The sequence below is a fragment of the Haloarcula sp. MBLA0138 genome (assembly GCF_055632455.1).
Genome location: NZ_CM145746.1, coordinates 2808032 through 2833350, shown reverse-complemented (window position 1 = coordinate 2833350; position 25319 = coordinate 2808032). Strand labels below are relative to the sequence as shown.

Below are 25319 nucleotides of genomic sequence, written 5' to 3'. Positions count from 1 at the left end.
TATGCTCATCCGCAACGCGACGCTCGCGGACGGCCGGCAACGGGACGTGCGCGTCCGCGGCGAGACGATCGCCGAGGTCGGGCGCGACCTCGCGGCCGACGGCGAGGTCGTCGACGCCGCCGGGAAGCGCCTCTTCCCCGGCATGATGGACGTCCACGTCCACTTCCGGCAACCGGGCTACGACCACAAGGAGACGTGGGCCAGCGGGTCCCGGGCGGCCGCGGCCGGCGGCGTGACGACCGTCGTCGACCAGCCGAACACCGACCCGCCGACCGTAGACGGCGAGGCTTTCGATCAAAAGGCAGCGTTCGCCGCCGACTCGGTGGTGGACTGGGGCGTCAACGGCGGCGTCACCGCCGACTGGGTTCCCGACGGGCTCTTGGGCCGCCGCCTGTTCGCGCTCGGCGAGGTGTTCCTCGCCGACTCGACGGGCGATATGGGCATCGAGGCGGACCTCTTCGAGGACGCCCTCGAACGGGCCAGCGAAGCGGGCGTCACCGTCACGGTCCACGCCGAGGACGCCGACTACTTCAACGACGACGCCCGCGCCCGCGAGGACGCTGACGCGTGGAGCGCCTACCGGACCGCCGAGGCCGAAGCGGAAGCCGTCGAGCGGGCCTGCGAGGTGGCCCGCGAGCGCGACGCGACGATTCACATCGCCCACACCTCCACGCCGGAGGGCATCGACATCGCCGCCGAGGCGGGGATGACGACTGAAGTCACCCCCCACCACCTCCTGCTGTCGCGGCGCGACCTCGACGACCTCGGCACGTTCGGGCGGATGAACCCGCCGCTACGCCGGGAGAAGCGCCGTCGGAAGGTGTACGACCGGGTCGCCGACGGCACCGTCGACATGATAGCCACCGACCACGCGCCCCACACCCGCACCGAGAAGGACGCGAGCATCTGGGAGGCCCCGTCCGGCGTCCCCGGCGTCGAGACGGCGCTCCCGCTCCTGCTCGCGGAGGCCGCCGACCCCGACACGCCGCTGTCCTACGAGCGGGTGCGGGACCTCACCGCCGCGAACCCCGCCGCGGTGTTCGACGTGCCACAGAAGGGCCGCATCGAAGCGGGGCGAGACGCCGACCTCGTACTCGTCGACACGACGGAGACGACCGAGCTACGGGCCGCGGAGCTACACACCGACTGCGGTTGGACGCCCTTCGAGGGGTTCGAGGGTGTCTTCCCCGAGTGGACGATGGTGCGGGGGACCGTCGTCTACGAGCGCGACGCCGACGGCGACCCCTTCGGCGACCAGCAGGGCCGGAACGTCCGGGACGCCGACGGCGAACTGGTGGAGTGAGCTTGCCGCGGGCGTCAGCGCGCCAGCCGGCCCGCCGGAACCGGCCGGAACAGGCCGAACACCGCCCGGTACGCGACGATACCGACGCCGCCGCCGAGGACGGCCGCGGTCACGACCGTCTCGGTCGGGCGCGGGAGCAGGGCCACGAGCGCGGCGGCGACGCCGACGAGGACGACCAGCGCCGCGGCGGCCGTGACCTCGGGGTAGACGCCCGGGACCGCGCCGTGTTCGGCGACACCGAGGAGGCCGCCCATCAGCAGTGCGAACCCGACGGCCACCGCGGGCACGGCGACGACGGCCGCCGGCCCGTCGCTGACCAGTCCGGCCGCGACGGCCAGTAATCCCGAGAGGAAATCGGTCTTCAGGACCGCCCGCGTCCCGTCGCGCATCCTACGCACCCGCCACGCGACGACGCACCCTACTCACCCGCCTCGAACTCGTGCCCGCACTCCGGACAACTGACCTCGTCGTGGCGCAACGCCGCGGAGTGTTCCCGGACCTCGCGCATCACCGAGGAGATGCGGTCCTCGGCGGCCATCTCGTCCTCGACGGCGAGGTCGACGCCCTCGACTTCCAGCAGGAACTTGGCGACCTCCGTGGCCTCGTACATCACGTCGTCGAGTTCCTCGGCGGTGAAGAAGTCACACATCGCGCCGTAGAGGAAGGTCGCGCCGGCCTTGCGGACCTTCTCCTCGAAGGCGGCGCGGGCCTGATTCACCGCCTGCGGGGAGTAGGTGTCGGTCATGAAGGGGACGAGTTCGGGGAGGTTCTCGCCGATTTTCGTCATCTCGACGCCCGTCTCGGTGCGGAAGTCCGCACACAGGCGGGCGATGGCCCACTCGCGGGCGGTGACGTACGTCCGGTCCCGGAGGAAGTCGTTGGCCCGGTCGTACGTGCCCCCCTCTATCTTCTTGAAGCGGTCGTACTTCCGGACGTCGGGCGGGAGGTCGGCGGCGTCGCCGGAATCGGCGGGCGCGTCGGCGGCGGCACCCGCGTCCGCCCCCGACGCCGCTGCCGGCTCGTCGCTCGCGGCGTCGTGGGCCCGGACGACCCGGGTCGGCTCGTCGTCGCTCGTCTCGTCGGCGTCCGGCGGTGTCATGCCCGTCCCTGCGTGCCCGCGGCGAAAAAGCGTGTCGCCGCGGCGGGAGGGAGGCTTTTTCAGCGATGACCGCGATTGGCCCTCCATGAACGTCCTGCTCGGCGTCGGGGGCAGCGAACTGTCCTACCGCGCGCTCGACGAGACGATACCGCGAGCCAAGGAGGTCGGCGACGGCCTGACGATAGCCATTTTCGACAACGAGGAGGTCGACTCGACCGCCGACGAGATACGGACCCGCGTCGAGAGCGCGCTGGCCGAACACGAGTTCGAAGCGGCGGTGCGTCGCATCGAGGGCGACGCCCCCGGGAGCGAGCTGATAGACGTCGCCGAGAGCGAGGGGTTCGACCGCATCGTCCTCGGCGGCGGCCAGCGCTCGCCGCTGGGGAAGATTCAGCTGGGCTCCATCGTCGAGTTCGTCCTCCTGAACGCACAGACCCCCGTCACGCTCGTCCGATGACGCGTAGCTATCCCGACGAGGCCGCGGGGGCGTTCCCCGAACCACCCCGGACGGTCACCGACCGCGAGGACCGCGAGATGGAGTACGTCGCCGCGGACGCGGCCGAGCGCGAGGGACTGGTCGCCATGTACGAGGCGTTCGACCCCGCCGACCGCGCGCAGGGCATCCCGCCGGTCAAGGAAGACGCCATCCGCGAGTGGCTGGAGAACATCCTCGACGAGGACTGTGTCAACGTCGTCGCCCGGCACGGGGAGTCCATCGTCGGCCACGCGACGCTGGTCCCGGACCACCACGGGGAACACGAACTCGCCATCTTCGTCCTCCAAGCGTATCAGGGCGCTGGCATCGGGACGGCGCTAGTCGAGACGCTGCTCGGCCGGGGGCAGGCCACGGGCATCGAGAAGGTGTGGCTCACCGTCGAGCGCTGGAACGAGCCCGCCATCGCGCTGTACCAGTCAGTCGGGTTCGAGACCAGCAACGCCGAGAGCTTCGAACTGGAGATGGGGATTCGCCTCTAGACCGAGAGGACGGGCTGGCTGGCGTATTCGAGGACGTACAGCGCCGCCCGGCCGACCGCGTTCGCGCCGTCGTCCTCTCGCGGGACGACGATGAACTCCGCGCCCGCGTCCTCGGCAACGTCGAGAACGACGCTGCCGGGCATCTGCATGAGCCGCCCCTCCGAGAAGGCCGTCGCCGTCGAGGTGTCGAGCGCGCCGTCGTGGCCCGCCTCCCGGAGCTGGTCGCGGACGCTCGCGGTGAACGCGCGGTGTTCCTCGGCGATGGCCTCGGGGTCGACGGTCCCGTCGTCGATGTCGCGTCGCAGGCGCTCGTCGAGGACGAAAAGCAGGTGCAGGTCCGCGTCGTAGCGGTCCGCGACGGCGACGGCGTACTCGGCTGCCCGCTCGGAACGGTCGCTGCCGTCGACCGGCGCGAGCACGAGGTCGATGTCCATCACCTCCACGTCCGGCCGGCCACGGCAAAAAGCCACCGAGCGACGCCGCCGGAACGGGCGGCTTTTTGTCGGCGCGCAGTGTAGAACGGGTATGTTCGAGACGGTGGTCATCGCGACCGACGGCTCCGAGAGCGCGAAGCGGACCGTCGAGGCAGCGCTTGACCTCGCCGCCCGGTTCGACGCGACCGTCCACGCGCTGTACGTCGTCGACACCGGCGAGGTCGAAGCGACCCCCGAGGAGGTCCGGGAGACGCTGGAGCGGGCGCTGGCGACCACCGGCGGCCGGGCGCTGGCGTTCGTCCGCGAGGCCGCAAGCGAGGACGCCGACGAGGAACTCGTCACGGCGGTCCGGGAGGGGGACCCGGCCGACGAGATATGCCGGTACGCCGAGGAACACGACGCCGACGTGGTGGCGACCGGGACGCGGGGCCGCCACGGCGACCACGGGTTCCTGCTGGGTAGCGTCGCCGAGGAGGTCGTGCGACAGGCCCCGATGCCCGTCCTGACGGTCCGACAGCTAGAGGGCGAAGTGAACCCCGAGCGCGAGCAGGTGTAGACCCGCGGGCTTCTTGACGGCGGGCGCGTTTGCACGGCTATGGACGACTGGCTCATCGACGACGACCGCCTCTCCATCGGCCGCAAATCCGTCCTCCCCGGGGAGGGGTTTTTCGTCCCCGACTCCTTCGAGGAAGAACAGGCCGAAGCCGAGGCCGCCGAGACGCTTGCCGACGCCGGCGTCGTAGTCATCGCCGACCCCGACGCCGACGGGCTGGCCTGTACCGCGTTGGTGCGCGAGGCCCACGGCGAGGGCGCATTGCTCCCGGCCGGCCCCCACGAACTTCAGGAGGCGCTCGCGTGGACCGCCGAGTACGCCGAACCGGACGCGACCCTCTACGTCTGTGACCTCTGTCCCGACGGCGAGGACGACATCGGCGCGCTCGCGGACCTCGTCGCCCGCGTCGAGCGAGTGGCGTGGTACGACCACCACGAGTGGACCGACGACCTGGCGGCGGCGGTCGACGACGCCGGCGTCGAGCGGACCGTCGGCGACTCCGACGAGGTCTGTACGGCGGACGTGGCGCTCGCGGAACTGGACTACGAGTTCGGCCAGCGGTGGGCCGACCTCGCCGCGGTCACCCGCGACCACGACCTCTGGATACGGGACGACGAACGCAGCGACGACCTCGCGGACTTCTCGTACTGGGCCGACCCCGAGGAGTACATCGAGGCCGTCGCCGAACACGGCCCCGACCTCGCCCCCGAGATTCACGAGTTCCTCCGGGAGAAGCGCGTCGAGAAGGAAGCCCTCATCGAGAAGGCCGTCGAGCGCGCGGAACTGCGGGCGGTCGGCGAGTGGACCGTCGGCGTCACCTACGGCCGCTGCTCGCAAAACGAGGTCGCCGAGGCGCTGCGCGAACGGGGGGCCGACGCCGCGGTCATCGTCAAGCCCGCCGGCTCGGCCTCCATCCGCGGGACCGAGAGCTTCGAGCGCGCCCACGAGGTCGCCCAGCAGGTCAACGGCGGCGGCCACCCCAAGGCGGCGGGCTGTAAGCCCGACATCTACGACGACATGCTCGACTACGCCCACCACTGGACGACGCATGGCGCGGTGGCGAAACAGGCCATCGTCGATGCGTTCAAGCGCCTCCCCGAGGACGAATCTGACGACGCGGACGACTAACGCCGCGCCGGATACCGGGTGCGAAATTTTCAACCGTGCGCTACTCTTCGGTCCGCGTATGCGCGCTGCCCTCCGTGCGCTCCGCGACGGCGTCTCGCTCCGACGGACGGTCGGCACGGCCGTCGTCGTCGGCGCGACGCTGGCCGTCGTCGGCGAGACCCTCCCGTTTGCCGCCGCCGCGGCCGCGCTCTTTCTCCTGTTGCAGTTCGTGACCGACGCCGCCGAGGCGCTGGTCGGGGACTACGCCGACAACGCGGCGTTCGGGCTGTTGGTACTGGGCGCGGCCGGCTACACGGCGGCGCTCACGGCTCCCGTCTGGATACCGCTGGCCGGCGGGGTCGTCGGCGGGTGGCTGTTGCTCGACGGCGTCCAGCATCTCAGACACGGCGTCGGCCGGGACGAGCGCGGACCGACGACGAGCCACGACGGCGGCCCCGTCACCGGACTGGCGGCGGCGCTGTCGGCGCGGCTCCTCGAACCGCTACGGCTCTAATCGTCGACGACCCACTTATCCGAGTACCGTTCCCCGCAAGCACAGACCGCGTAGGCGTGGATGACATCGCCCTCGGCGTAGAGTCCGCCGACCTCCTCGTTTTGGTCCTCGGCGAAGGCGAAGACGAACCGGGTCGTGTGGTCGCCCTCGGCGTCGTCCTCGCCGGCGGGGCAGTTTGCATCGGTCAGGTCGTCGTGGACGTGTCCCTCAGTGCCCATCGCCTGCTGGGCCAGCCCCATCGGGTCGATGCCGGTCGCGGACTGGAAGGCGTCGCGGCCGTCGTCGCCCGGAAGGACGAGGACGTAGCCGTCCGAGACGGATTCGGCGTAGTCGGCGAAGGCGTCGGGGTTGGAGACGGCGTCGGCCCGGAGGAAGAAGAGGACGTCCTCGGGGCGCTCGCCGGCGAGGAACTCGGAGTGTTTGCTCATGCCCGGGCGGAGTCGCCGACGGGCCAAAAGTGACGCGCTCTCGCCCCCACTGTTTTGGGCCGCGCGGTCGACGAGGGGGTATGGTAGCCCCAGCCGACTGCGTCACCGACCTCGTCCACGAACCGACACAGACCGAGGGGCGGGGCGTCGACCTCACCGTCGACGCGGTGTACGAGGTGGTCGAACCGGGCCGAATCGACTTCGGCGGCGGCGAACTGGAGCCGGCCGGCCTCGCGCCACACGACAGCGACGAGCGCGACCCGGGCGACGACTACGAGTGGTGGACCCTCCGGGAGGGGCAGTACCTCGTCGCGTACAACGAGTCCCTGACCGGAGAGGGGACGGTGACGCTCCAGCCGCGGACCGAACTGCTGGAGCGGGGCGGTTCGCACCCGACGCTGCACGTCGACTCGCTCCCGCGGGTCCCCCTGTCTGTGGGCGGGGCGGGCCTGAAACTCAAGGAGAACGCCCGTATCAGCACCGTCGTCGCCGCCGAGCCCTGACACGCGGGCTTCGATGAACTTTTGACGCGCGCTCGATTTGACACGGGTATGGCAGAGTTCACGGTCGCCGTCTCCGACCCGGAGAGCGGCCACACCTACCAGATCGACGTGGACGGACAGGACGCAAACCGCTTCATCGGCCGCGAACTGGGCGACGAGGTCGACGGCGGTGCCGTCGGTCTCGAGGGCTACGCGCTCGAACTCACCGGCGGCTCGGACACGGCCGGCCGACCGATGCGCTCGGACGTCCGCGGCGTGGCGACCAAGGAGATAATGTCCGACGGCGGCGTCGGCTTCCAGCCGACCACCGACGGCGAGCGCAAGCGCATCACCGTCCGCGGCCGCGAGGTCAGCGACGAAACGCGCCAGATCAACGCCGCGATAACCGAGCGCGGCAGCGACGAGGTCGCGGACCTCCTCGGCGACGACGAGTAACGAGTGACAGACCGCGTCCCCAGCGACCACGACGCCGTCGAGACCCATCGCGTCACCGTCGAATCGGTCGGACGCACCGACCGGCCCCGCGTGCTCCTCCCCGACGGGGTCGCCCTCGACGACGGCGACGTGGTCCGGCTTTTCCTCGACGGCGACGCCGCCCACGCGCTCGTCGAGACGACCCTCGACGGCGACCTCGCCGTCGCACACGCGGCCGACAACCGCCGCCTCGCCCGCGAACGGGACGGCGAGAACCGCCTCGCGGAGTGGGTCACGGACGCCGCCGTCTCGCTCGGCGGGTCGGCCCACCTCGACGTGGTCACGGCCGGCAGCGAGTACGGCCTGCGGACGCCCGGCACGCGCGTCGTGTACGCGGCCACCGACGGCCCGGACGCGTCGCTGTCGAGCATCGCGGAGGACCTCGACGGGTGAGACCGCCGGGCGTTCTCAGCGGACGAATCGGTTCTCTCGATTGATACTCGTACGTAACGCTCAATATCGGGGCCGGCGTACATCCGACAACACCTGACGATGTCGGAATCCGTTATCGCGGACTTCGTCGGCCAGTTCAACTCGGAGGTCGCCAACCGCGGCGACCCCATCAAAGGCCGCGTCGTCCTCTCGCAGAAGCGCTTGGTGCTGGCCGCCAGCGAGGACGACAAGCTGACGATTCCACTGGATTCCATCTTCGACATCGCCATCGGGCAGGTCCCGCCGGACTTGGGCGAGTTCTTCGACTCGACGGTGACCGTCGCCTTCGAGAAGAACGGGAAGCGGCTGGTGGCGGCCATCGAGGCCGGTGACGAGAAGATAGAGAAGTTCGGCACCGTCCTGTTCAAGGCAGTCATCAACGGGACGGACACGACCGTCAAGGAGCGCGCCCGCGTCGGCGGGCGGGTCACCGACGAGGAGTTCCGCACGGCCAAACTCTTTCTCAGCCCGGGCACCGTCGAGTTCCGCCGCGACGGCGAGAACTTCGCCATCGACTTGGAGACCGTCTCCGACTTCGATCGGACGAGCCGCGATATCGGCGGCCGGTCCCGGCCGGTGCTAGTCGTCCGGCACATGCAAGACGGGACGGCGATGACGACGCTCGCCGCGCTCCCCTCGTCCCGGAAGATGTCCATCCTCGGGCGGTACCTCCGCCGGGAGTACTCCGGGCTCATGGAGGAACTGCGGAACGTCGACCTCACCAAGGACAAGAAGGAGGTGCTGGTCGCCATCTACTCCACGGGCGACATGGAGGGAATGCCGCTTGCGAGCATCCTCGGCAAGGACTCCTCGCAGGTGTCGATGCTGCTGCAGGACCTCGAAGCGGACAGCCTCGTCCACGACGGCGCGGACGGGCCGACGCTGACCCCGAAGGGGAAAGTCGTCGCCAGCCGCCACCTCGAAGACGTGAACGCCTGATTACTGCTCGCCCATCGCCTCGCCGGCGATGGAGCGCCCGCGCGCCTCGAGTTGGACCTCGCGGCGGGTGCGGACCGGTTCGAGGATGTCGGCTTCGAGGAGTCGGTCGTACACCGCCTCGACGTCGTCGATGTCCATGCCGACGAAGTCGGGTATCTCGAACGGGGAGATACCCGAGTACAGCGCCATCAGCACCTGCGTCTCCTCGGGCGAGAGGTCCACGTCGTCGGTGGCGTTGCGCTGTTCGCCCTGCCGGACCAGCCCCTCCAGCAGGGAGACCTGTCGGGGGACCCCCGAGACGTGAGTCTCGACGCTGGTGCCGTCGACGGTGTGTTCGATCTCAAGCATCGGCCGCTCCGAGCCCCGAATCTCCTTGTCCTTGGTCTCGACGGAGCCCACGTCGTCGATGTCGAGTTCGACGAACGTGCCGCTAGCGATGGCGAGGTTGACGGTGTCGTCCTGCTCGTCGTCGAGTTTGAGCCGGGCTTTCTCCCAGCCGGCCTCCCGAACGACGCCGCCCTCGACGGCAGGGTGTTTTACGAGGACGACTATCTGGTCGAGCAGGGAGCGGTACAGTTCCTCCTCGAAGCCGTCGGCCTGCGGGGAGACGAGGAACACGTCCCCGCCCGACTGGAGTTTGACGTAGCTGTCGACCTGCGCCAGCGGCTGGTTCATCTGGCTGGTGGTGACGCTCGTGAGCTTCGACAGCGGGAGGGTCCGCTTGCCCTCGTTGGTGGCGAGGACGAGGCGCTTGTTCGACAGGAGGACGCGGCCGGGCGTCCACTCGATGTTGTTGCGCTTGCGGCCGTCGTTGATGACCTGTACGAACTTCCCTTTCGTGTCGACCAGCGGCCGTTCTCCGTCGCTCATCGGTCTACCGGGTTCGCCCCGAAGCTACGGCGCGAGGGGTCTTAATCGGCCCGGCCGCGTCGGCGCGCCCGCCGTCGGCCGCGGGAGTCATCCGCGACCACCGAGCTTCGAGATGGCCGAGAAGGCCTTCTGGCGGACCGTCTCGTGGTCGGTCTCGTCGATGAGCGTGTCGAGTACTTTCCGGGAGCGCTCGCCGCCGACCTTTCCGAGCGTGAAGATGGCCTGCCCGCGGACCTCCGGGTCGACGGAGTCGTCCTCGGCGACGGCGAGCAGGCGGCGCTCGACCATGTTGTCCTCGCCGCCAAGTTCGGCGAGGCTGGTGGCGGCGAACTGGCGTATCATCTGGCCCTCGTCGCGCAGCGCCTCGACGAGGGCGTCGATGACGCGGTCGCGCTCGGCCTCGTCGGTGACGCGGCCGAGCAGCCACGCGGTGTTGCGCCGCTGGGCGGCCTGCGTGCTCTCTTCGAGAATCTCGACCAGCGGGACGACGACGCTCCGGTCGTCGGTGTTCGAGAGCGTCTCGACGACGGTGTCGCGGATGTCGTGGCTCTGCTCGGTCGGGACGTTCGCCAGCAGTTCGATGAGCGAGTAGACCGCCGTCCGGCGGACGCCCGCGGAGTCGTCCGCCAGCGCCTCGACGAGATAGTCGACCGGCCGGTCGTTCTCGAAGTTCCCGAACGCGCCGACGGCGATGGCCCGGACCCGCTCGTCGTCGTCCTCGTACAGCGGGAGCAGGGCCTGCAGCGCCTGTCGGTTGCCGATGTTGCCGAGCGCCTCGGCGGCCTCCCGGCGGACGGCGGCCTTCGAGTCGGTCAGCAGCGAGGAGAGGGGCGTCACCGCCCGCGAGTCGGCTATCTTCCCGGCCGACCGCGCCGCCCGGGCGCGCACCCGGGGGTCGGGGTCCTCGAAGCGCTCGGTGAGCTTCGGGACCACGTCGGCTTGGTCGAGTTGGCCCAGCCCGTTGGCGGCGGCCATGCGCAGTTCCGGGACCTCGGCGTCGAGCGCCTTCGTGAACGCCTTGGCCTGCACCCAGTCGGCGGCGTCGTCGTCGAGGTCGACGCCGGCCATGCTGCCGATGAGTTGCTGGATAGCGTCGCCGCCGAGTTCGTCCAGCGAGTCGATGGCGGCGGCGGTGACGGCGGGGTTCTCACTCTCGGCGGCCCGGACGAGCGCGCTGACCACGTCGCGGCGGTCGTCGTGGTCGGGGAAGTTTCCCAGTAGCTCGGCGGCCCGCTTTTTTACCCGGGCGTTGTCGCTCTCGCGCAACACCCGGATGAGCTCCTGTACCTCCCCGTCGCGTTCGAGTTCGTAGAGGCTCATACGCGGCGGTAGATACGGTGTTGCTTGTCGACGGGCTCGAAGTCGTCCCGGCACTCGGCGGGCAGCGTCTCGGTCATGCCTATCATCAGGTAGCCGCCTTCCCGCAGCGAGCCGCGGATAGTCTCGAAGATGGGGACCTTGTACTCGGCGTCGATGTAGATGAGCAGGTTCCGACAGAAGACGAGGTCGAAGTCCCGTTTGGGGTCCCCGCGGATGAGGTCGTGTTGCTCGAACGAGACCATCTCCGTGACGGCGTCGCGAACCTCGAATCGGTTCCCGTCGCGCTCGATGTACGCCGAGTAGTCGTCCAGCGGTTCGAGTTCGTCGGCGATGTCGGTCGTCTGGGAGGTCTCGTAGGTGCCCCGGCGGGCCTCCCGGAGGATGTCGCGGTTGATGTCGGTCCCGAGGATGTCGATGCGGCCGGCGTCGACCTCCGAGTCGTCGAGGGCGAGCATCGCCGCCGAGTACGGCTCGCGGCCGTCGGCCGCGGGGGCCGACCAGAGCTTTACCCGGCGGTTGTTCGCGGTGAGGTCCCGCAGGACCGGCCGGAGGTGTTCCCACGCGTCGGGGTTGCGAAAGAAGCCGGTGACGTTGATCGAAAGCGAGTCCAGCAGTGCCTCGCGCTCCTCCTCGTCGCGTTCGAGCAGGCGCTGGTAGGCCCGGTAGCCGTCGGCGTCGGTACGGCGCATCCGGGCGGTGATGCGCCGGTCGAGATACGAATCGTTGTAAAAGCCCGACTCGAAGTCCATCTCCGAGCCGATGAACTCCAGTAGCTGGTGGAACTGGCGCTCGCTCCCTTTGTTCATAGAGTCACCACGTCGAGGATGTGGACGATGTTGCCGTCGCCGAGCACCGCCGTCCCGGAGAGGCCGGGGGTGCCAGAGAGAATACCTTCGAGGGGCTTGACGACGACCTCCTCCTGACTGTTGACCGAGTCACAGTGGAGCGCGACCTGTCGTTCGGACTCGCGGATGCGAACGAGCATCCCGTCGCCGTTGGCCGTCTCGCCGGGCACATCGAAGGTGTCGTCGAGGTGGATGACGGGGTAGATGTCGTCGTTGTGCTTGATGACTTCCTTGCCGTTGACCTGCTTGACAGCGTCGGTGGCGGTTATCTCGTCGACGTTCTTGATGGGGACGCCGTACTCCTCGTCGCCGACCTCCACGAACAGCACCTTCACGATAGCCATCGTCACCGGCAGGCGCAGGGCGACGGTGGTCCCCTCGCCGGGGGTCGAGTCGACGTTGACCGAACCGTCCAGTTGCGTGACGGTATCGTGGACCACGTCCATCCCGACGCCACGGCCGCTGGTGTCGGTCACCTCGTCGGCCGTCGAGAAGCCGGGGTGGAAGACGAGGTCGTAGATGGAGGAGTCGTCCATCGCCTCCAGTTCCTCGGGCGAGCGCACGCCCTTCTCGATGGCCTTCTGCTTGATGCCCTCCACGTCGAGACCGGCCCCGTCGTCCTCGACCTCGATGATGACGTGGTCGCGCTCGCGGGAGGCCCGCAGCGTGATGTTGCCGGTGCGGGGCTTGCCCTTCTGTTCGCGCTCGGCGGGGGGTTCGACGCCGTGGTCGACCGCGTTGCGCAGGATGTGCATGAGCGGGTCCGAGATTTCGGTGAGGATGGTCCGGTCGAGTTCGATGTCCTCGCCCTCTATCTCGAAGTCGACCTCCTTGTCGAGTTCGCGGGCGAGGTCCCGCACGAGCCGGGGGAACTTCCCGACGACCTTCTTCAGCGGGATGAGCCGCATGTCCATCACCGTGTTCTGGAGGTTCGCCGTTATCTTGTCCAATTCGTTGAGCGTCTCGCCGGCCGAGTCGAGGTCCTCCTGCTCGACGGACCGACGGAGCTTGATGCGGCTCGTGACCAGTTGCTCGACGAGCCCGTGGAGGTCGTCTAGCTGTTCCACGTCGACGCGGACGGACTTTATCTCGTCGACGCCGTGGTCGTCGCCGCCCTCGTCAGCGGCGGAGCCGTCGTCGTCAGCCCCGGTGGCCGTCTCGACGGTCAGGTCCTCGGTCACGTCCGTCGCCTCGAAGGCGTCGACCTTGCCCAGTGAGCCCAGTTCGGCGTCGACGGTGGCGGCGTCGCCGGCGTCGAGATAGAGGACGAACGTCTCCGCGAACTCCCCGTCCTCGATGGCCGCGCGGCCGGGGCTGGTGTCGAGGATGTCGAACACCTCCTCGATGGCCTCGACGGCGAGCATCGCGTCGACGCCGAGCATGTCGGAGTCGCCGACGCTGACCTCGGTCTGGACGACGCGGTCCTCGGCGTCGCCGGCGGTCACGTCGGTCTCGACCGGCGTCCCGTCGGCCGTCGGGCCGTCGTCGGCCCCACCTGTCCCCGCCGCGCCGGCGTCGCCCGCGCTCTCGCCGCCGGCGGCCTCGGCCCCCTCTTCGAGGACCGTCCGGAGTTCCGCGACCATCTCGTCGGTCTCCGTCCGGGACTCGCCGTGTTCCTCTATCTCGCCGACGATGGCCTCTATCCGGTCGACCCCGGCGAAGACGAGGTCCATCACGTCCGGCGTGACCTCCATCTCGCCCTGCCGCATGGCGTCGAGCAGGTCCTCCATCGCGTGAGCGAGGTTGGCGGCGTCGTCGAAACCCATCGCGCCGAAGTTGCCCTTCAGCGTGTGGGCGGTCCGGAAGATAGAGTCCATCGCCTCCGTGTCGGAGGGGTCCGATTCGAGGTCCAGCAAGGAGTTGTTCAGCTCGGTTATCGCCTCCTCGCTTTCGCGGATGAACGCGTCGAGATACTGGTCGTCCATTGTCAGGTCACCTCAGTAGTTATCGTATCGAGAATCCCGGTCGCCACGTCGTCGATGGGGAGCACGTCGTCGACACAGCCCGTCTCGACGGCCCGTTTCGGCATCCCGTAGACGGCCGAGGTCGCTTCGTCCTGCGCGATTGTCCGGCCGCCCGCGCCCTTGATAGCGCGGATGCCGTCGGCCCCGTCCTCGCCCATCCCGGTGAGGATGACCCCCACCAGCGGGTCGTCGACGGTCGCGGCGGCCGTCTCCATGGTCACGTCGACGGCGGGTCGCACGCTGTTGACCGGCGGGTCCTGCGTGAGTTGCACGCGCAGGCGACCGCTCCGGTAGTTTTTCACTTCCATGTGGTAGTCGCCGGCCGCGACCATCACCTCGCCGCCGCCCAGCCGCGCGCCGTCGGTCGCCTCGCGCACCTCGTAGTCGCTGCGGGCGTCGATGCGCTCGGCGAAGCGCCCGGTGAACCCCTCGGGCATGTGCTGGACGACGAGCACCCGGAAATCCGCCGCCAGTGGCAGGTCCGAGAGCACCCGCTCGACCATCTTCGGGCCGCCAGTCGAGGAGCCGACGACCAGCGTGGGGTTGTCGGCGTACGTGCGGTCGGACTGCGGGGTGGTGCTTGCGGACCCGGCCGTTTCGGCCCCAGCGGCTGCCGACCGGCCGCCGGTCGACTGGCCCACGTCGACCTCCGCGACGGAGGTCACCATCTCGACTATCTGGTCTTTCAGCCGGGACATCTCCATCGAGACCTCCCCGCCGGGCTTGGTGAAGAAGTCGACAGCGCCCTTATCGAGCGCCTCGAAGGTCACGTCGGCGTTCTCGTCGGTGTGGGCCGACAGCATCAACACCGGCGTCGGATGGTCGGCCATGATGCGCTCGGTCGCCTCGATGCCGTTCATCTCCGGCATCTCGACGTCCATCGTCACCACGTCGGGGTCGTGCTGTGCGACTGTCTCGACCGCCTCGCGCCCGTTGCGTGCCTGTGCGACCACCTCGATGCCACCCTCTTCGAGGATGTCCGAGATGACACTCCGCATGAAGTGAGAGTCGTCGGCGACGACGGCGCGTGCCACGCTACCGGCCATCGTCACTGCCGCTCCCGTGACGCAGGCGTCGTTCGCGTACAGCCCAACCACATATCCTACTCCGTAGTGGGGTTCGGCCGGGAAATAAATACTCCGCCCACGGAATCAATCTTGATAGTCCAGCAGGCAGTTTTATACTGGGCTGTGGTCCTATCGTCTGGTACGCGCCCCCATCATGTCTGCCCAGTCAGCAACAACCGGTCAAGTACTCGAGTTCGAACTCGGCGAGGAGACGTACTGCGTGAGCATCGACTACGTGACCGAAATCGTCGACGTCGGTGAGCTAACGAAGGTCCCCAACGCCCCGCCCCACGTCGAAGGCGTGATGGACCTGCGCGGGCGGACGACCTCCATCGTCAACCCGAAGGTCGTCTTCGACATCGACGCCGACAGCGACGAGAAGCGCATCATCGTCTTCGACCCGGAGATAATCCAGACACAGGGGGCAGCCGGCTGGCTGGTCGACGAGGTCCACCAAGTGGTCCAACTCTCGCCCGAACAGGTCGACCGCTCGCCGGCCAACGACAGCGGCTCTATCCGGGGCGTCGTCAAGCGCGACGACGACTTCGTCATCTGGGTCGACCCCGCAGTCGTCCACGCCGACGGCTGACACGGGTGAACGCCGGGGTTTATGAACAAGACTTTTTAACGCCGGCGACCCACGCTCATGTAACTGGCCGCTGGGAGCGGGCACCGAGAACCATGATTGAGCTAACGAAGACGGGCATCGACGGCCTCGACGAAATCCTGAACGGCGGCATCGTGACGAACTCGACGACACTCGTGAGCGGGAACCCCGGTGCCGGGAAGTCGATACTCTGTCTCCAGTACATCTACAACGGCGTCGAGATGTTCGACGAGAAGGGCATCTACCTCTCCTTCGAGGAAAACGAGGACGACCTCCGGCAGGCCGCCGAGTCCATCGGCTTCGACAAGTGGCCCGACTACGTCGATAGCGGCGACATCAAGGTGTACGACAAGCAGGTACTCCTGCGGGAGAACGACTTCTCCTCGTCGCTCGACATCCTGCTCGACGACCTCGAGGACGGCGACTACGACCGACTGGTGCTCGACTCGCTGGCGATGTTCGAACTGTTCTTCGAGGACGAGCGCGAGAAGCGCACCTACCTCCTGAAGTTCACCGACATCCTCAAGAACAACGGGCTGACGACGCTGATGACCAACGAGCAGGGGGCCGTCTTCCCCGACACGGAGATAGGGCTGGAGAACTACCTCACCGACGGTAACATCTATCTCATCCAGACCCCGACCGACTCCGGCGTCAGCCGCTACGTCTGGGTAGCGAAGATGCGCAAGCAGAACATCGAGACGGACATTTATCCGATGGAGATAGACTGGGGCGGACTCAAGGTCCATCAGAACGCCAGCGCCTTCTCGATGATGAGCGAGGAGGAATCGCCCATCTGAAAGCCGACCTTACCCGATTATTGACGGCTGAAACGTTCGGTAACGGCCCCAGAAACCGACATATCCCGATTTCCGCTATCTCTCGGGCGGAGGGTTATCGTACTCGGTATCACAGGCGATAGCTTTATTATTGACAGAATTTATGAATTGATAACGATGGCATCAGCGGATATTCTACAGACACTGGGAAACAAATACAGCGCCGAGATCCTCGACGCCACCGACGAGCCGGCCTCGGCACAGGAACTGAGCGACGAGCTCGAAATCCCCATCGCCACCTGCTACCGCCGCATCGACGAGCTGACAGAACACGACCTGCTCGAACTCCACGACAACATCCTCTCGGACGACCGCCGACGCATCAAGGTCTACCGGCGCAACGTCGACGAGGTTCGCGTGGACTTCGACGAGGAGCTGACGGTCCACATCGAGGAACGGACCGAGGTCACGAACAAGCTCGACGAGGCGTGGCGGACGCTCTCCGAGCGGTAGGGAAACGGCGCGAGCGGTTCTCAGTGGTTGTATCCGGTTATCACGAGAGATACTCCGGAAGGTGGATTTAATAGCCGGTTGCCGTTAGGTTCCGACAGTGCCGATGATAGAACTCCTCTACGCCATCTCGACGCTGGTGTTCGTCGTGGCCGGACTCACCATGGTCGGGATGGCGATGCGAGCGTACGTCCAGACGTCCCGACAGGCCATGCTACACCTCTCGTTGGGGTTCTCGCTCGCGGTCGCGGGGGCCGCGGCGACGATGATAAGCGCGTTCATCAACGACTTCGAGGGCGTCAAGTCGCTCCTGCTGGTCAACAGCGGGCTGACGACGTTCGGCTACCTGTTCGTGATGTACAGCCTCGTCACCTACGAGTGACCGAGCCGACCGCAACCGACGACCACGTCTCGTCGAGGGCCTGCTCTCTCCGTTCTCGCCCGTGAATTCTATCCGTTGGGCCCTCGAACCGTTGCCGGCCCCGAGCGGCCGCCGCGGTCTCGGTCGGGGCCGACGCTTGACGGCCGCTGCGTCCCAAACCCGGCCCGATATGCCCTCACAACCCCGTTATCAGGAGAGATATTTCGGGGAGAGGTATTATTATCGTCCGTTGGTTCGTTCGGGTAGGGTCAGACAGACCTACGATTCACCATGTTCGACAATCACGACGACGACCGCGGGCAGGTCGGTATCGGTACCCTCATCGTGTTCATCGCGATGGTGCTGGTCGCCGCTATCGCCGCGGGCGTCCTCATCAACACCGCCGGCTTCCTCCAGTCCAGCGCCGAGGAAACCGGCCAGCAGAGCTCCGACCAAGTCACCAACCGCGTCGAAGTCGTCAACACCGTCGGCGTCGACATCGATTCGAGCGCGAACACCGTCGACACCGCCGAGATGACGGTGAAGAAAGCGCCCGGGGCCGGCAACATCGACCTCGGCGCGACCATCGTCCAGTACGTCGACTCCTCCGGCTCGTACGACCTCACGCACGCGACGGACCTGAGTTCGTCGGGCGACCCGACCGCGAACTTCGCCGTCTCGCCGATTCAGGACACGGACAGCAGCACCCCGGTCCTGAACGACGCGTCCGACCGCGTCAAGATTGTCCTCAACGTCAGCCAGATAAAGACTGACGGGACCGAGGCCGGCGGTGGCCTGAGCGAGGGCGAGACCGCGACGGTCCAGATAAACACCCAGTCCGGCGGTACCACCGAGGTCCGCCTCGTTGTCCCCGAGACCCTGTCTGGCAGTTCCGCCGTCACCCTGTAATCGGCGCTCTCTTCTCTCCGATTTCCCGACCGGCCAGCGGCGCGGCTCCACATCCCCTCCGCGGACGTTGTTTTCACCGATGAATTCGGTTCTCAACAGCGACAGGCGTTCGATGGCAGCCGGCGTATGTCAGGAGTGATTCATTAGCGAGTGTTCCCGTTTTCGGCCCTAACAGGGCACCTCGCCGGCAGCCACGTCGTTATCAGGAGAGATATTTCGGGGAGAGGTATTATTATCATGCGTCAGTTCGTTCGGGTAGGGTCAGACAGACCTACGATTCATCATGTTCGACCAAACCAACGACGACGACCGCGGGCAGGTCGGTATCGGCACCCTCATCGTGTTCATCGCGATGGTGCTGGTCGCCGCTATCGCCGCGGGCGTCCTCATCAACACCGCCGGCTTCCTCCAGTCCAGCGCCGAGGAAACCGGCCAGCAGAGCTCCGACCAAGTCACCAACCGCGTCGAAGTCGTCAACACCGTCGGGACCGAGATCGACACGAGTGCTTCCCCCAGCACCGTCGACACCGCCCAACTGACGGTGAAGAAGGCACCGGGCGCGGGGAACATCGACCTCGGCGCGACCATCGTCCAGTACGTCGACTCCTCCGGTTCCTACGACCTCACGCAGAACAGCGGGGCGAGCGCATCGGAGTTCGGCGTCTCGACGATTCAGGACACGGACAGTAGTTCGCCGGTCCTCAACGACGCGTCCGACCGGTTCAAGATAATCCTCGACCTGAGCCAGATCAAGGGCGGCACCGACACGGGGAACGGTCTGAACGAAGGTGAGACCGCGACGGTCCAGATAAACACCCAGTCCGGCGGGACTACTGAGGTCCGCCTCGTGGTCCCCGAGACCCTGTCTGGCAGTTCCGCCGTCACCCTGTAACCGGCGCTCTTTCTCTCTGTTCTCCGACCCAGTCAGCGACAGCCAACCGATGTCGACGGCGTCGGTTCCGAGCCGTAGCCACGCCGTGGGCACTGTCGGTCCCCGTGCGGACCCGGCGTTCGGAGTCGCTCCCCCCGCGTTTCAACTCCAGATAGCCGTTATCAGGAGAGATATTTCGGGGAGAGGTATTATTATCGTCCGTGGGTTCGTTCGGGTAGGGTCAGACAGACCTACGATTCACCATGTTCGACAATCACGACGACGACCGCGGGCAGGTCGGTATCGGCACCCTCATCGTGTTCATCGCGATGGTGCTGGTTGCCGCCATCGCCGCGGGCGTCCTCATCAACACCGCCGGCTTCCTCCAGTCCAGCGCCGAGGAAACCGGCCAGCAGAGCTCCGACCAAGTCACCAACCGCGTCGAAGTCGTCAACACCGTCGGTACGTCCATCGATTCGGGCGCGAACACCGTCGACCGCGCGGAACTGACGGTGAAGAAGGCACCCGGGGCCGGCAACATCGACCTCGGTGCCACCATCGTCCAGTACGTCGACTCCACTGGCTCCTACGACCTCACGCAGGGGGGCACGTCGGTCAGTGCGGCGACACAGAGCGACTTCGCGGTGACGGCGATTCAGGACACGGACGGGAGTAACCCGGTCCTGAACGACGCGTCCGACCGTGTCAAAATCATCCTCGACCTCGGTGAGATAAAGAGCCAATCCGCGACGAACGCCGGAAACGGCCTGAGCGAGGGCGAGACCGCGACGGTCCAGATAAACACCCAGTCCGGCGGTACCACCGAGGTCCGCCTCGTGGTCCCCGAGACTCTGTCTGGCAGTTCCGCCGTCACCCTGTAACCGGCGCTCTTTCTCTCCGCTTTCCCGACTGCTCAGTGGCGACATCGCCGACGGAGTTAAACCGCTACCCTACGCACTAGCCGGTATGGTGCCGGGGCCCGACGAGCCGAACCCCGAGGACGGGAAGATTCTCTCGCCCGAAGAGCTGGATATCGCCGACGACGAACACGTGACCAAGATAGACGACGACCGGTACGTCGTCTCCTCGGAGGCCCGCACCGACGAGAGCTACGGGAACGCGGTGACCGACCCCGAACCGGAGCCGGAACCGGAGCCGGCGACCCCGGAGTTCACCGACGGGAACGTCCACGAGTGGCTGGCCGAGCAGATGGCGGAGTCGAACTCCCGGTACGGCTTCGACGTGACGGCGAAGTTCGACGGCGACGTCGACCAACAGCAGATGGTCTCTAACGACATCGTCACCGTCTTCGAGAGCCTGATGCTGTGGTACGCCCGGCAGATAGACGGGTCGACGCCGGTCGAGGAGGTGCTGGGCATCCTGCTCTCGGAGTCGAACGTCCCGGTTCGCTACCCCCCGGAGAGCATCAAGACGCTCGTGCAGTCGACGCGGCTGTCACCCGACGACTCCATCGCCGACCTCATCGAGGCCGTCAGCGACGACGACGGCGTCGAACTCTGACCGGCGAGGGGTTTAACCCACGGCACGACGGTTGGTAGGACAGAGTATGACCGGCCGGTATCTGCCCCACGCCGTCGGGGCGTTCGTCCTCGCCACGCTGGTGTTTGCCGGTCCCGTGACCGGCCTCGACGTGACCGAACAGCGAGAGACGTCGTTCGACGATGGGACGGCGGCGGTCGCGGACGTACACATCGATGAGTCCGCCCTCCGGTTCACCGCCGGCCGGTTCGGGACCGACGTTGGCTACCTGCGCGTCCCGCCGGCGACGGTCACGGTGTCAGGCGTCGACGGCCGGCCGCGGCTGGTCTACGTCGTCTCGGTGCCGGCACTCGACGTTTCGACGGTGGCGACCGAAGTGGTCGGTTCGGCCCCGGCGACCTACCGGCTGGCCCCCGGCGACGACGGCCGTGGGGGGCTCCCGCCCGACGAGTCGTACCGCGGGAGGCTGACGGTCCGGGTCCAGAGTTTCAGCGACGACACGACGGTCTACCGGGAGAACGTCACCGTCGAGGTGGCGCGATGAGCGGTCGGTGGGAGCGGCGACTTTCGGCGGCCGGCCGGGCGGCGTTCGGCGACCGGTACGGGCTCGTCCTCTGGCTCGGCGTGCTGTGCTGGCTCGGGTTGACATGGCGGGTCGGTATCTTCGTTCAAGACACGTACGCGACGGCGAACACGCTGGTCGCGCTCGCCGACGGTCAGCTACACGTGACCGAACTGCGCTACTCGCTGACCTTCGGCTTCCAGCCCGGGTTACACGAGTACGGCGGCCGGCTCTACGGGCGGAACTACGGGCAGTTGGCGCTGGCGGTGCCGCTGGTGTGGGCGCTGGAAGCGCTCTCGGCCGCGGTCGACCCGCGGCTCCTGCTGGCGGGCGTGTGGGCGGCGCTCGGGCTGGCGCTGGTGACGCAACTCGGGGCGCTACCGGCGTTGGAGCGCGGGCGGACGCGGGCCGCGGGCAGCGCCGTCGTCGGCGTCGCGTTCCTCGCGACGGTCGCGGCCGCGACGGACCTGCCCCGGGACCGGCTGGCGCTGGCCGCGCTCCAACTGTCGACGATGGTCGCGGCGGCGACCGTCGGGCTGGTCGCGTACCGGCTGGTCCGGCAGTGGCACGGCCGGCGGGTCGGGCTGGCGGCCGGGGTCGGCGTCGTCCTCGCCACGCCGGTGGGGTTCTGGGCGACCGTCCCGAAGCGGCACACGCTGGTCGCGCTGTGCGTGTTGCTGGGGGTCGCGCTGTTCGCGGTGAGCCGGCGAACCGAGGGGCGGCGGGCGCTGGCGGCGAGGGCGGGCGCGTACGCCGCCGTCGGGTTCGTCACGTGGGTCCACGCGTTCGAGGCGTTCTTCGCCGTGGGGACGCTGGGCGTCGTCGACCTCCTGACGGCCCGCTCGAACGGGCCGCGGCAACTGCTGGTCGTCGGCGTCGCGCTCTTGCTCGCGTCGACGCCGATGCTGGCGACCAACTACGCCATCACCGGGAACCCGGCGGAGCCGCCGCGCCTGCTCACGGACAACTCGGAGCCGGGGTTCACGCCGAGCGACGCCGCGGGCGGAGCGGCCGAAAACGGAACGAACGCGGCCGGAGCGGGCGGGGATGGCTCCGGGACGAACGGAACCGGCGGGGGCGCGAACGCCGGCGACGGCGGCGGTGGAGCGACACCGGGGAGTGGGGCGACGCCCGGGACCGACCCCCCGTACACCGACGACGCCGGGGCGTCCGGGCCGCCGGTCGTCGCGCCGCTGCTCGACGCGGTCCGGCCCGCCGTCGCGTCCGCGGGGCCGATACTCGATTTCGCCGTCGGCACCGCGGCCGAGGGCGTCGGCGTGCTGGGCAAGCCCGAGCGGCTCTACCACACGTTCGTCCGGAGCGGCCGGATTCCGAGCATCGAGTACGGGCTCAACGACTACGAGGCCATCGAACTGAGCGTACTGGAGGCGACACCGGTGCTGGGCGCGCTGCTCGCGCTGCCGGTGCTTGGCGCTCGTCGCGTCCGGGAGTGGGCGAGTGCGCGTCGGCTCCCGCCGTCGCCGGCGGCGCTGTCGCCGGCGAGACAGACGGACCTGCTCGTCGCCGCGCTGGCGGTCGTCCTCACCGTCGCCTACCTCCCGCTGTTGCCCTTCTTCAGCCAACTCACGGTGCGGTATCTCCACCCGGTCTTCCCGCTTGCGGCCTACGGCGTCGTGCGCGTGCCGGCGATCGCCGAGGCGATTTCGGACCGGTGGCGCGCGCTCGCGGCGGCGTTCGCGGCCAGCGCCGTCGTCGGGTTCGGGCTGGAAGTCGTCGTCATCGACACGTTCGGGCTGGCGCTTGGCGAGGCCGTCCAGTTCCACGCGCTGGTGGCGCTCTCGGCGGCGGCGGTCTGTGTGGCGACGGTCGTCGGGCGGACAGTCCGGCCGGCGCGCGTCCCGGCGACGGCGGTGGCGGTCGGCGTGGCGCTACCGGCGGGGGTGACGACGGCGTATCTGCTCTCGGCCGCGCTGGTCCTGTTTGGCTACGGGACCTACGCGTTCGACGCCGTCCGCCTCCTCGCAGGCGGACTCCCGTCGCTGTGACCGGCCGCCGCGACCCGCGCCAACCGCACGCCGTCGTTCGGTATCACACGCGATAATTTACGGGACACCTTTATTTAGCTAATCGCGGTACCTACGGCCGATAGAACATGCCGGACGTACTGATAGCGGACGACTCGGAGTTCATGCGCAATCTCCTTCGGGAGATACTGGAGGAGGACCACAACATCGTCGGCGAGGTCGAGAACGGCGTCGAAGCCGTCGAAGTGTACAAAGAGGAGACGCCGGACCTCGTGATGATGGACATCGTGATGCCCATCCGCGACGGCATCGAGGCCACCGACGAGATAAAGTCGAGCAACCCCGAGGCGAACGTCATCATGTGTACGAGCGTCGGGCAGGAAGAGAAGATGAAAGAGGCCGTCAAGGCCGGCGCTGACGGGTACATAACCAAGCCGTTCCAGAAGCCGAGCGTGATGGAAGCCATCGAGGACGTCGTCCCCTCATAGATGCACGTCGACATCCAGTCGCTTGGCACGTTCAACCAACTCGCACACGAGGGGGCCGAGCAGGCCACCCGGTCGTTGGCCCAGATGACGGGTATCGACGCGGTCGTCGACGTGACCAAGATCACGCTCGTCAACCGCGAGGACGTGGGCGAGGAACTCGTCGGCCGGGAGTTCGTCGGCGTCCAGTTCGACTTCGAGGGCGTCCTCGAAGGGGAGACGGTGCTGGTGTTCGACGCCGAGTCGGTCGACACCATCGCCGACTCGCTGATGCCGGGGGCCAGCGACGACCCCGAGATGACCCGCAGCGGCGTCGAGGAGATCGGCAACATCATGATGAGCGGCTTCATCGACGGGTGGGCCGACTACCTCGACTCGACCATCGACCACTCGCCGCCGGAGTACATCGAGAAGACCGGGGCGAACGTGGTGCCGGAGGCCCCGGACGGCGACGACACCCAGCAGGTGTTCGTCTTCAAGTCCGAAATCGAGTGGGTCGGGGAGTCGGTGAACTTCTACATCTACATGCTCCCCGAGTACGACCCGCTCGCGGACGCGATGATGGCACAAGGCGACACCGAGGGCGACGCCATCCCCATCGACAAGTTGGAGACGTTCAACGAGATGACGACCAGCGGGACCCAGCAGGCCGCCGACAACGTCGAGATGATGACGGGCATCCCGACGGAGGCGGAGGTCACCCAGATAAGCTTCGCGCCCATCGAGGACGTGCCAAAGCAGATCGGGACCGACACCTACGTCGGGACCGTCGTGGAGTTCACCGGCGTCCCGAGTGGCTACCTCATGGTGTTGTTCGACGAGGTCTCGGCGGTCAACGTCGCCGAAGCGATGATGCCAGTCGAGATGGACGGCGACGAACTGACCGACCAGCACAAGGCCGCCATCGAGGAACTGGGCAACATCATGACCAGCGGGTTTGTCGACGGCTGGGCGAACGTCCTCCAGACCTCGGTCGACCACACGCCCCCGCGCGTGGTCCACGACATGGGGCGGGCCATCGTCGACCCGCTGGCGGCGCAGGTCGGCCAGCATCAGGAACACGCCTTCATCATCGAGTCGGAGATGAAGACCGACGACGTGGAGTTCAGCGCGGAGATTCACGCTCTCCCCAACGAGAAGGAACTGCGCGAGGCACTCGACGACTTGGACGTCGAGCGCGCCGAGGAGACCGACGCGAGCGTCGAACAGATATTCGAGGGATGAAAGTCTACGACGGCAGCCAGACGGAGACGGCACAGGACGGGACGCCCGAGCGCATCAAGGTCGGCATCGCCGAGTATAAGGTGGCAACAGACGGAAGCGTGCTGACCACGAGCGGGCTGGGGTCCTGTATCGGCATCGGTATCTACGACGAACTCTCGGGCGCTGCCGGGCTCGTTCACATCATGCTGCCGACGGCCGACGGCGCGGAGAACGGCAACCACGCCAAGTACGCTGACACCGGGGTCGCGGCGCTGGTCGAGGCCCTCGAAGCCGAGGGGGCCGAGCGCGACACCATGCGCGCGAAGATAGCCGGGGGGAGCGACATGCTCGACTTCTCGGAGAACGGTTCCTCTATCGGCTCCCGAAACGTCGAGCAGGTCCGGGAAACACTCTCGGAGTTCGACATCCCGCTCGACGGCGAGGACATCGGCGGCGACCACGGTCGGTCGCTCCGGCTCGAATCGGCCACCGGCGACCTCGTCGTCAAGAGCGCCAACACCGAGTCGACCACCTTGTAGGGGCGAACGAACGACACCCCGGCGGGAGCAGTCGTCGACCGCCGTCAGACGGCCGGCATCCGCCCGTCTGCCGGGTACGCGGCTGTCAGACACTTTCCTCCGCGTATCAGGTCCGAAATTTTCCGTCAGACCATTAATTCTGCTTTTCGGAGTTAATACAACCCATAAATAGAAGTAACAA

At 67.6% G+C, this 25319-nt stretch carries 32 protein-coding genes; 23 read left to right on the top strand and 9 right to left on the bottom strand.

What is annotated here, in order from left to right; translation table 11 throughout:
- Position 1: 1 nt before the first annotated feature.
- Positions 2-1303 carry a dihydroorotase gene (locus ACV7JO_RS15135; RefSeq protein ID WP_470354242.1) on the top strand — a complete coding sequence of 434 codons (1302 nt, stop codon included), beginning with the start codon at positions 2-4 and terminating at the stop codon, positions 1301-1303.
- Between the two features lie 14 nt (positions 1304-1317).
- Here ACV7JO_RS15135 and ACV7JO_RS15130 read toward each other — a convergent pair whose 3' ends face one another.
- Positions 1318-1692, bottom strand: a complete 375-nt coding sequence (locus tag ACV7JO_RS15130) for a hypothetical protein (protein ID WP_470354241.1) — start codon at positions 1690-1692, stop codon at positions 1318-1320.
- Between the two features lie 29 nt (positions 1693-1721).
- Positions 1722-2402 carry a DUF5806 family protein gene (locus ACV7JO_RS15125; RefSeq protein ID WP_470354240.1) on the bottom strand — a complete coding sequence of 227 codons (681 nt, stop codon included), beginning with the start codon at positions 2400-2402 and terminating at the stop codon, positions 1722-1724.
- An 85-nt stretch (positions 2403-2487) separates the two neighbouring features.
- Here ACV7JO_RS15125 and ACV7JO_RS15120 point away from each other — a divergent pair, with 85 nt between their 5' ends.
- Together ACV7JO_RS15120 and ACV7JO_RS15115 are read left to right on the top strand one after the other, a co-directional pair.
- Positions 2488-2859 carry a universal stress protein gene (locus ACV7JO_RS15120; RefSeq protein WP_470354239.1) on the top strand — a complete coding sequence of 124 codons (372 nt, stop codon included), beginning with the start codon at positions 2488-2490 and terminating at the stop codon, positions 2857-2859.
- Entirely contained in the window at positions 2856-3377 is a 522-nt protein-coding gene (locus ACV7JO_RS15115; RefSeq protein ID WP_470354238.1) for a GNAT family N-acetyltransferase, read from the top strand. The genes ACV7JO_RS15120 and ACV7JO_RS15115 overlap by 4 nt, the downstream gene beginning before the upstream one ends.
- Here ACV7JO_RS15115 and ACV7JO_RS15110 read toward each other — a convergent pair.
- On the bottom strand, positions 3374-3811 hold the full coding sequence (locus ACV7JO_RS15110; protein ID WP_470354237.1) for a universal stress protein: 438 nt from the start codon (positions 3809-3811) through the stop codon (positions 3374-3376). The genes ACV7JO_RS15115 and ACV7JO_RS15110 overlap by 4 nt on opposite strands.
- 91 nt (positions 3812-3902) lie before the next feature.
- Between ACV7JO_RS15110 and ACV7JO_RS15105 the strand changes: the two genes are divergently transcribed.
- Genes ACV7JO_RS15105 through ACV7JO_RS15095 form a run of 3 tightly spaced genes read left to right on the top strand, consistent with a single transcriptional unit; the run spans position 3903 to position 5985 of the window.
- The gene (locus ACV7JO_RS15105; protein ID WP_470354236.1) at positions 3903-4367 is read left to right on the top strand and encodes a universal stress protein; all 465 of its coding nucleotides are present in this window, start codon (positions 3903-3905) and stop codon (positions 4365-4367) included.
- A gap of 39 nt (positions 4368-4406) precedes the next feature.
- Positions 4407-5492 carry a DHH family phosphoesterase gene (locus ACV7JO_RS15100; RefSeq protein WP_470354235.1) on the top strand — a complete coding sequence of 362 codons (1086 nt, stop codon included), beginning with the start codon at positions 4407-4409 and terminating at the stop codon, positions 5490-5492.
- A 58-nt stretch (positions 5493-5550) separates the two neighbouring features.
- Positions 5551-5985, top strand: coding sequence for a hypothetical protein (locus ACV7JO_RS15095; protein ID WP_470354234.1), 435 nt, complete (start codon positions 5551-5553; stop codon positions 5983-5985).
- On the opposite strand, the gene ACV7JO_RS15090 is transcribed toward ACV7JO_RS15095, so the two are convergent.
- Complete coding sequence (locus ACV7JO_RS15090) at positions 5982-6413, bottom strand: DUF5807 family protein (protein ID WP_470354233.1); 432 nt, start codon at positions 6411-6413, stop codon at positions 5982-5984. The two genes, ACV7JO_RS15095 and ACV7JO_RS15090, sit on opposite strands and share 4 nt — an antisense overlap.
- A gap of 80 nt (positions 6414-6493) precedes the next feature.
- Here ACV7JO_RS15090 and ACV7JO_RS15085 point away from each other — a divergent pair, with 80 nt between their 5' ends.
- From ACV7JO_RS15085 to ACV7JO_RS15070, 4 genes are all read left to right on the top strand, one after another.
- Positions 6494-6916, top strand: a complete 423-nt coding sequence (locus ACV7JO_RS15085) for a dCTP deaminase/dUTPase family protein (protein WP_470354232.1) — start codon at positions 6494-6496, stop codon at positions 6914-6916.
- A 48-nt stretch (positions 6917-6964) separates the two neighbouring features.
- Positions 6965-7351 (top strand): 30S ribosomal protein S6e, encoded by a 387-nt coding sequence (locus ACV7JO_RS15080; RefSeq protein WP_470354231.1) that lies wholly within the window; start codon positions 6965-6967, stop codon positions 7349-7351.
- Between the two features lie 3 nt (positions 7352-7354).
- Complete coding sequence (locus ACV7JO_RS15075) at positions 7355-7783, top strand: DUF7112 family protein (protein ID WP_470354230.1); 429 nt, start codon at positions 7355-7357, stop codon at positions 7781-7783.
- Positions 7784-7882: 99 nt separating this feature from the next.
- Positions 7883-8761 (top strand): CheF family chemotaxis protein, encoded by an 879-nt coding sequence (locus ACV7JO_RS15070; protein ID WP_470354229.1) that lies wholly within the window; start codon positions 7883-7885, stop codon positions 8759-8761.
- Here ACV7JO_RS15070 and ACV7JO_RS15065 read toward each other — a convergent pair whose 3' ends face one another.
- The 5 genes from ACV7JO_RS15065 to ACV7JO_RS15045 all read right to left on the bottom strand — a co-directional run bounded on the left by ACV7JO_RS15065 (position 8762) and on the right by ACV7JO_RS15045 (position 14806).
- On the bottom strand, positions 8762-9631 hold the full coding sequence (locus ACV7JO_RS15065; protein ID WP_470354228.1) for a CheF family chemotaxis protein: 870 nt from the start codon (positions 9629-9631) through the stop codon (positions 8762-8764).
- Positions 9632-9718: 87 nt separating this feature from the next.
- Complete coding sequence (locus ACV7JO_RS15060) at positions 9719-10951, bottom strand: HEAT repeat domain-containing protein (RefSeq protein ID WP_470354227.1); 1233 nt, start codon at positions 10949-10951, stop codon at positions 9719-9721.
- Positions 10948-11757, bottom strand: a complete 810-nt coding sequence (locus ACV7JO_RS15055) for a CheR family methyltransferase (protein ID WP_470354226.1) — start codon at positions 11755-11757, stop codon at positions 10948-10950. The genes ACV7JO_RS15060 and ACV7JO_RS15055 overlap by 4 nt, the downstream gene beginning before the upstream one ends.
- Positions 11754-13721, bottom strand: a complete 1968-nt coding sequence (gene cheA, locus ACV7JO_RS15050) for a chemotaxis protein CheA (protein WP_470354225.1) — start codon at positions 13719-13721, stop codon at positions 11754-11756. Before cheA ends, ACV7JO_RS15055 begins: the two co-directional genes overlap by 4 nt.
- A 2-nt stretch (positions 13722-13723) precedes the next feature.
- A complete protein-coding gene (locus tag ACV7JO_RS15045; protein ID WP_470354224.1) occupies positions 13724-14806 on the bottom strand; it encodes a protein-glutamate methylesterase/protein-glutamine glutaminase in 1083 nt (360 codons plus the stop codon).
- Between the two features lie 175 nt (positions 14807-14981).
- Here ACV7JO_RS15045 and ACV7JO_RS15040 point away from each other — a divergent pair, with 175 nt between their 5' ends.
- The 13 genes from ACV7JO_RS15040 (at position 14982) to ACV7JO_RS14980 (ending at position 25138) form a co-directional block, all read left to right on the top strand.
- Positions 14982-15416, top strand: a complete 435-nt coding sequence (locus ACV7JO_RS15040; RefSeq protein ID WP_470354223.1) for a chemotaxis protein CheW — start codon at positions 14982-14984, stop codon at positions 15414-15416.
- 92 nt (positions 15417-15508) lie between these two features.
- Positions 15509-16234: an RAD55 family ATPase gene (locus tag ACV7JO_RS15035; protein WP_470354222.1), complete on the top strand. Its 726-nt coding sequence runs from the start codon at positions 15509-15511 to the stop codon at positions 16232-16234.
- A 156-nt stretch (positions 16235-16390) separates the two neighbouring features.
- Positions 16391-16726 (top strand): helix-turn-helix domain-containing protein, encoded by a 336-nt coding sequence (locus ACV7JO_RS15030; protein WP_470354221.1) that lies wholly within the window; start codon positions 16391-16393, stop codon positions 16724-16726.
- A gap of 103 nt (positions 16727-16829) precedes the next feature.
- Positions 16830-17105, top strand: coding sequence for a DUF7521 family protein (locus tag ACV7JO_RS15025; protein WP_254274367.1), 276 nt, complete (start codon positions 16830-16832; stop codon positions 17103-17105).
- 270 nt (positions 17106-17375) lie between these two features.
- Entirely contained in the window at positions 17376-17993 is a 618-nt protein-coding gene (locus ACV7JO_RS15020) for an archaellin/type IV pilin N-terminal domain-containing protein (RefSeq protein ID WP_470354220.1), read from the top strand.
- 280 nt (positions 17994-18273) lie between these two features.
- Entirely contained in the window at positions 18274-18885 is a 612-nt protein-coding gene (locus tag ACV7JO_RS15015; protein ID WP_470355792.1) for an archaellin/type IV pilin N-terminal domain-containing protein, read from the top strand.
- Between the two features lie 242 nt (positions 18886-19127).
- Positions 19128-19745 (top strand): archaellin/type IV pilin N-terminal domain-containing protein, encoded by a 618-nt coding sequence (locus tag ACV7JO_RS15010; protein WP_470354219.1) that lies wholly within the window; start codon positions 19128-19130, stop codon positions 19743-19745.
- Between the two features lie 85 nt (positions 19746-19830).
- Positions 19831-20385 (top strand): DUF7500 family protein, encoded by a 555-nt coding sequence (locus ACV7JO_RS15005; protein WP_470354218.1) that lies wholly within the window; start codon positions 19831-19833, stop codon positions 20383-20385.
- A gap of 46 nt (positions 20386-20431) precedes the next feature.
- Positions 20432-20908 (top strand): hypothetical protein, encoded by a 477-nt coding sequence (locus ACV7JO_RS15000; RefSeq protein WP_470354217.1) that lies wholly within the window; start codon positions 20432-20434, stop codon positions 20906-20908.
- The gene (locus tag ACV7JO_RS14995; protein WP_470354216.1) at positions 20905-22932 is read left to right on the top strand and encodes a hypothetical protein; all 2028 of its coding nucleotides are present in this window, start codon (positions 20905-20907) and stop codon (positions 22930-22932) included. The genes ACV7JO_RS15000 and ACV7JO_RS14995 overlap by 4 nt, the downstream gene beginning before the upstream one ends.
- Positions 22933-23039: 107 nt before the next feature.
- Positions 23040-23399: a chemotaxis protein CheY gene (cheY, locus tag ACV7JO_RS14990; RefSeq protein ID WP_470354215.1), complete on the top strand. Its 360-nt coding sequence runs from the start codon at positions 23040-23042 to the stop codon at positions 23397-23399.
- Positions 23400-24620, top strand: coding sequence for a chemotaxis protein CheC (locus ACV7JO_RS14985; protein ID WP_470354214.1), 1221 nt, complete (start codon positions 23400-23402; stop codon positions 24618-24620).
- Positions 24617-25138 carry a chemotaxis protein CheD gene (locus ACV7JO_RS14980; RefSeq protein WP_470354213.1) on the top strand — a complete coding sequence of 174 codons (522 nt, stop codon included), beginning with the start codon at positions 24617-24619 and terminating at the stop codon, positions 25136-25138. Before ACV7JO_RS14985 ends, ACV7JO_RS14980 begins: the two co-directional genes overlap by 4 nt.
- Positions 25139-25319 lie beyond the last annotated feature (181 nt).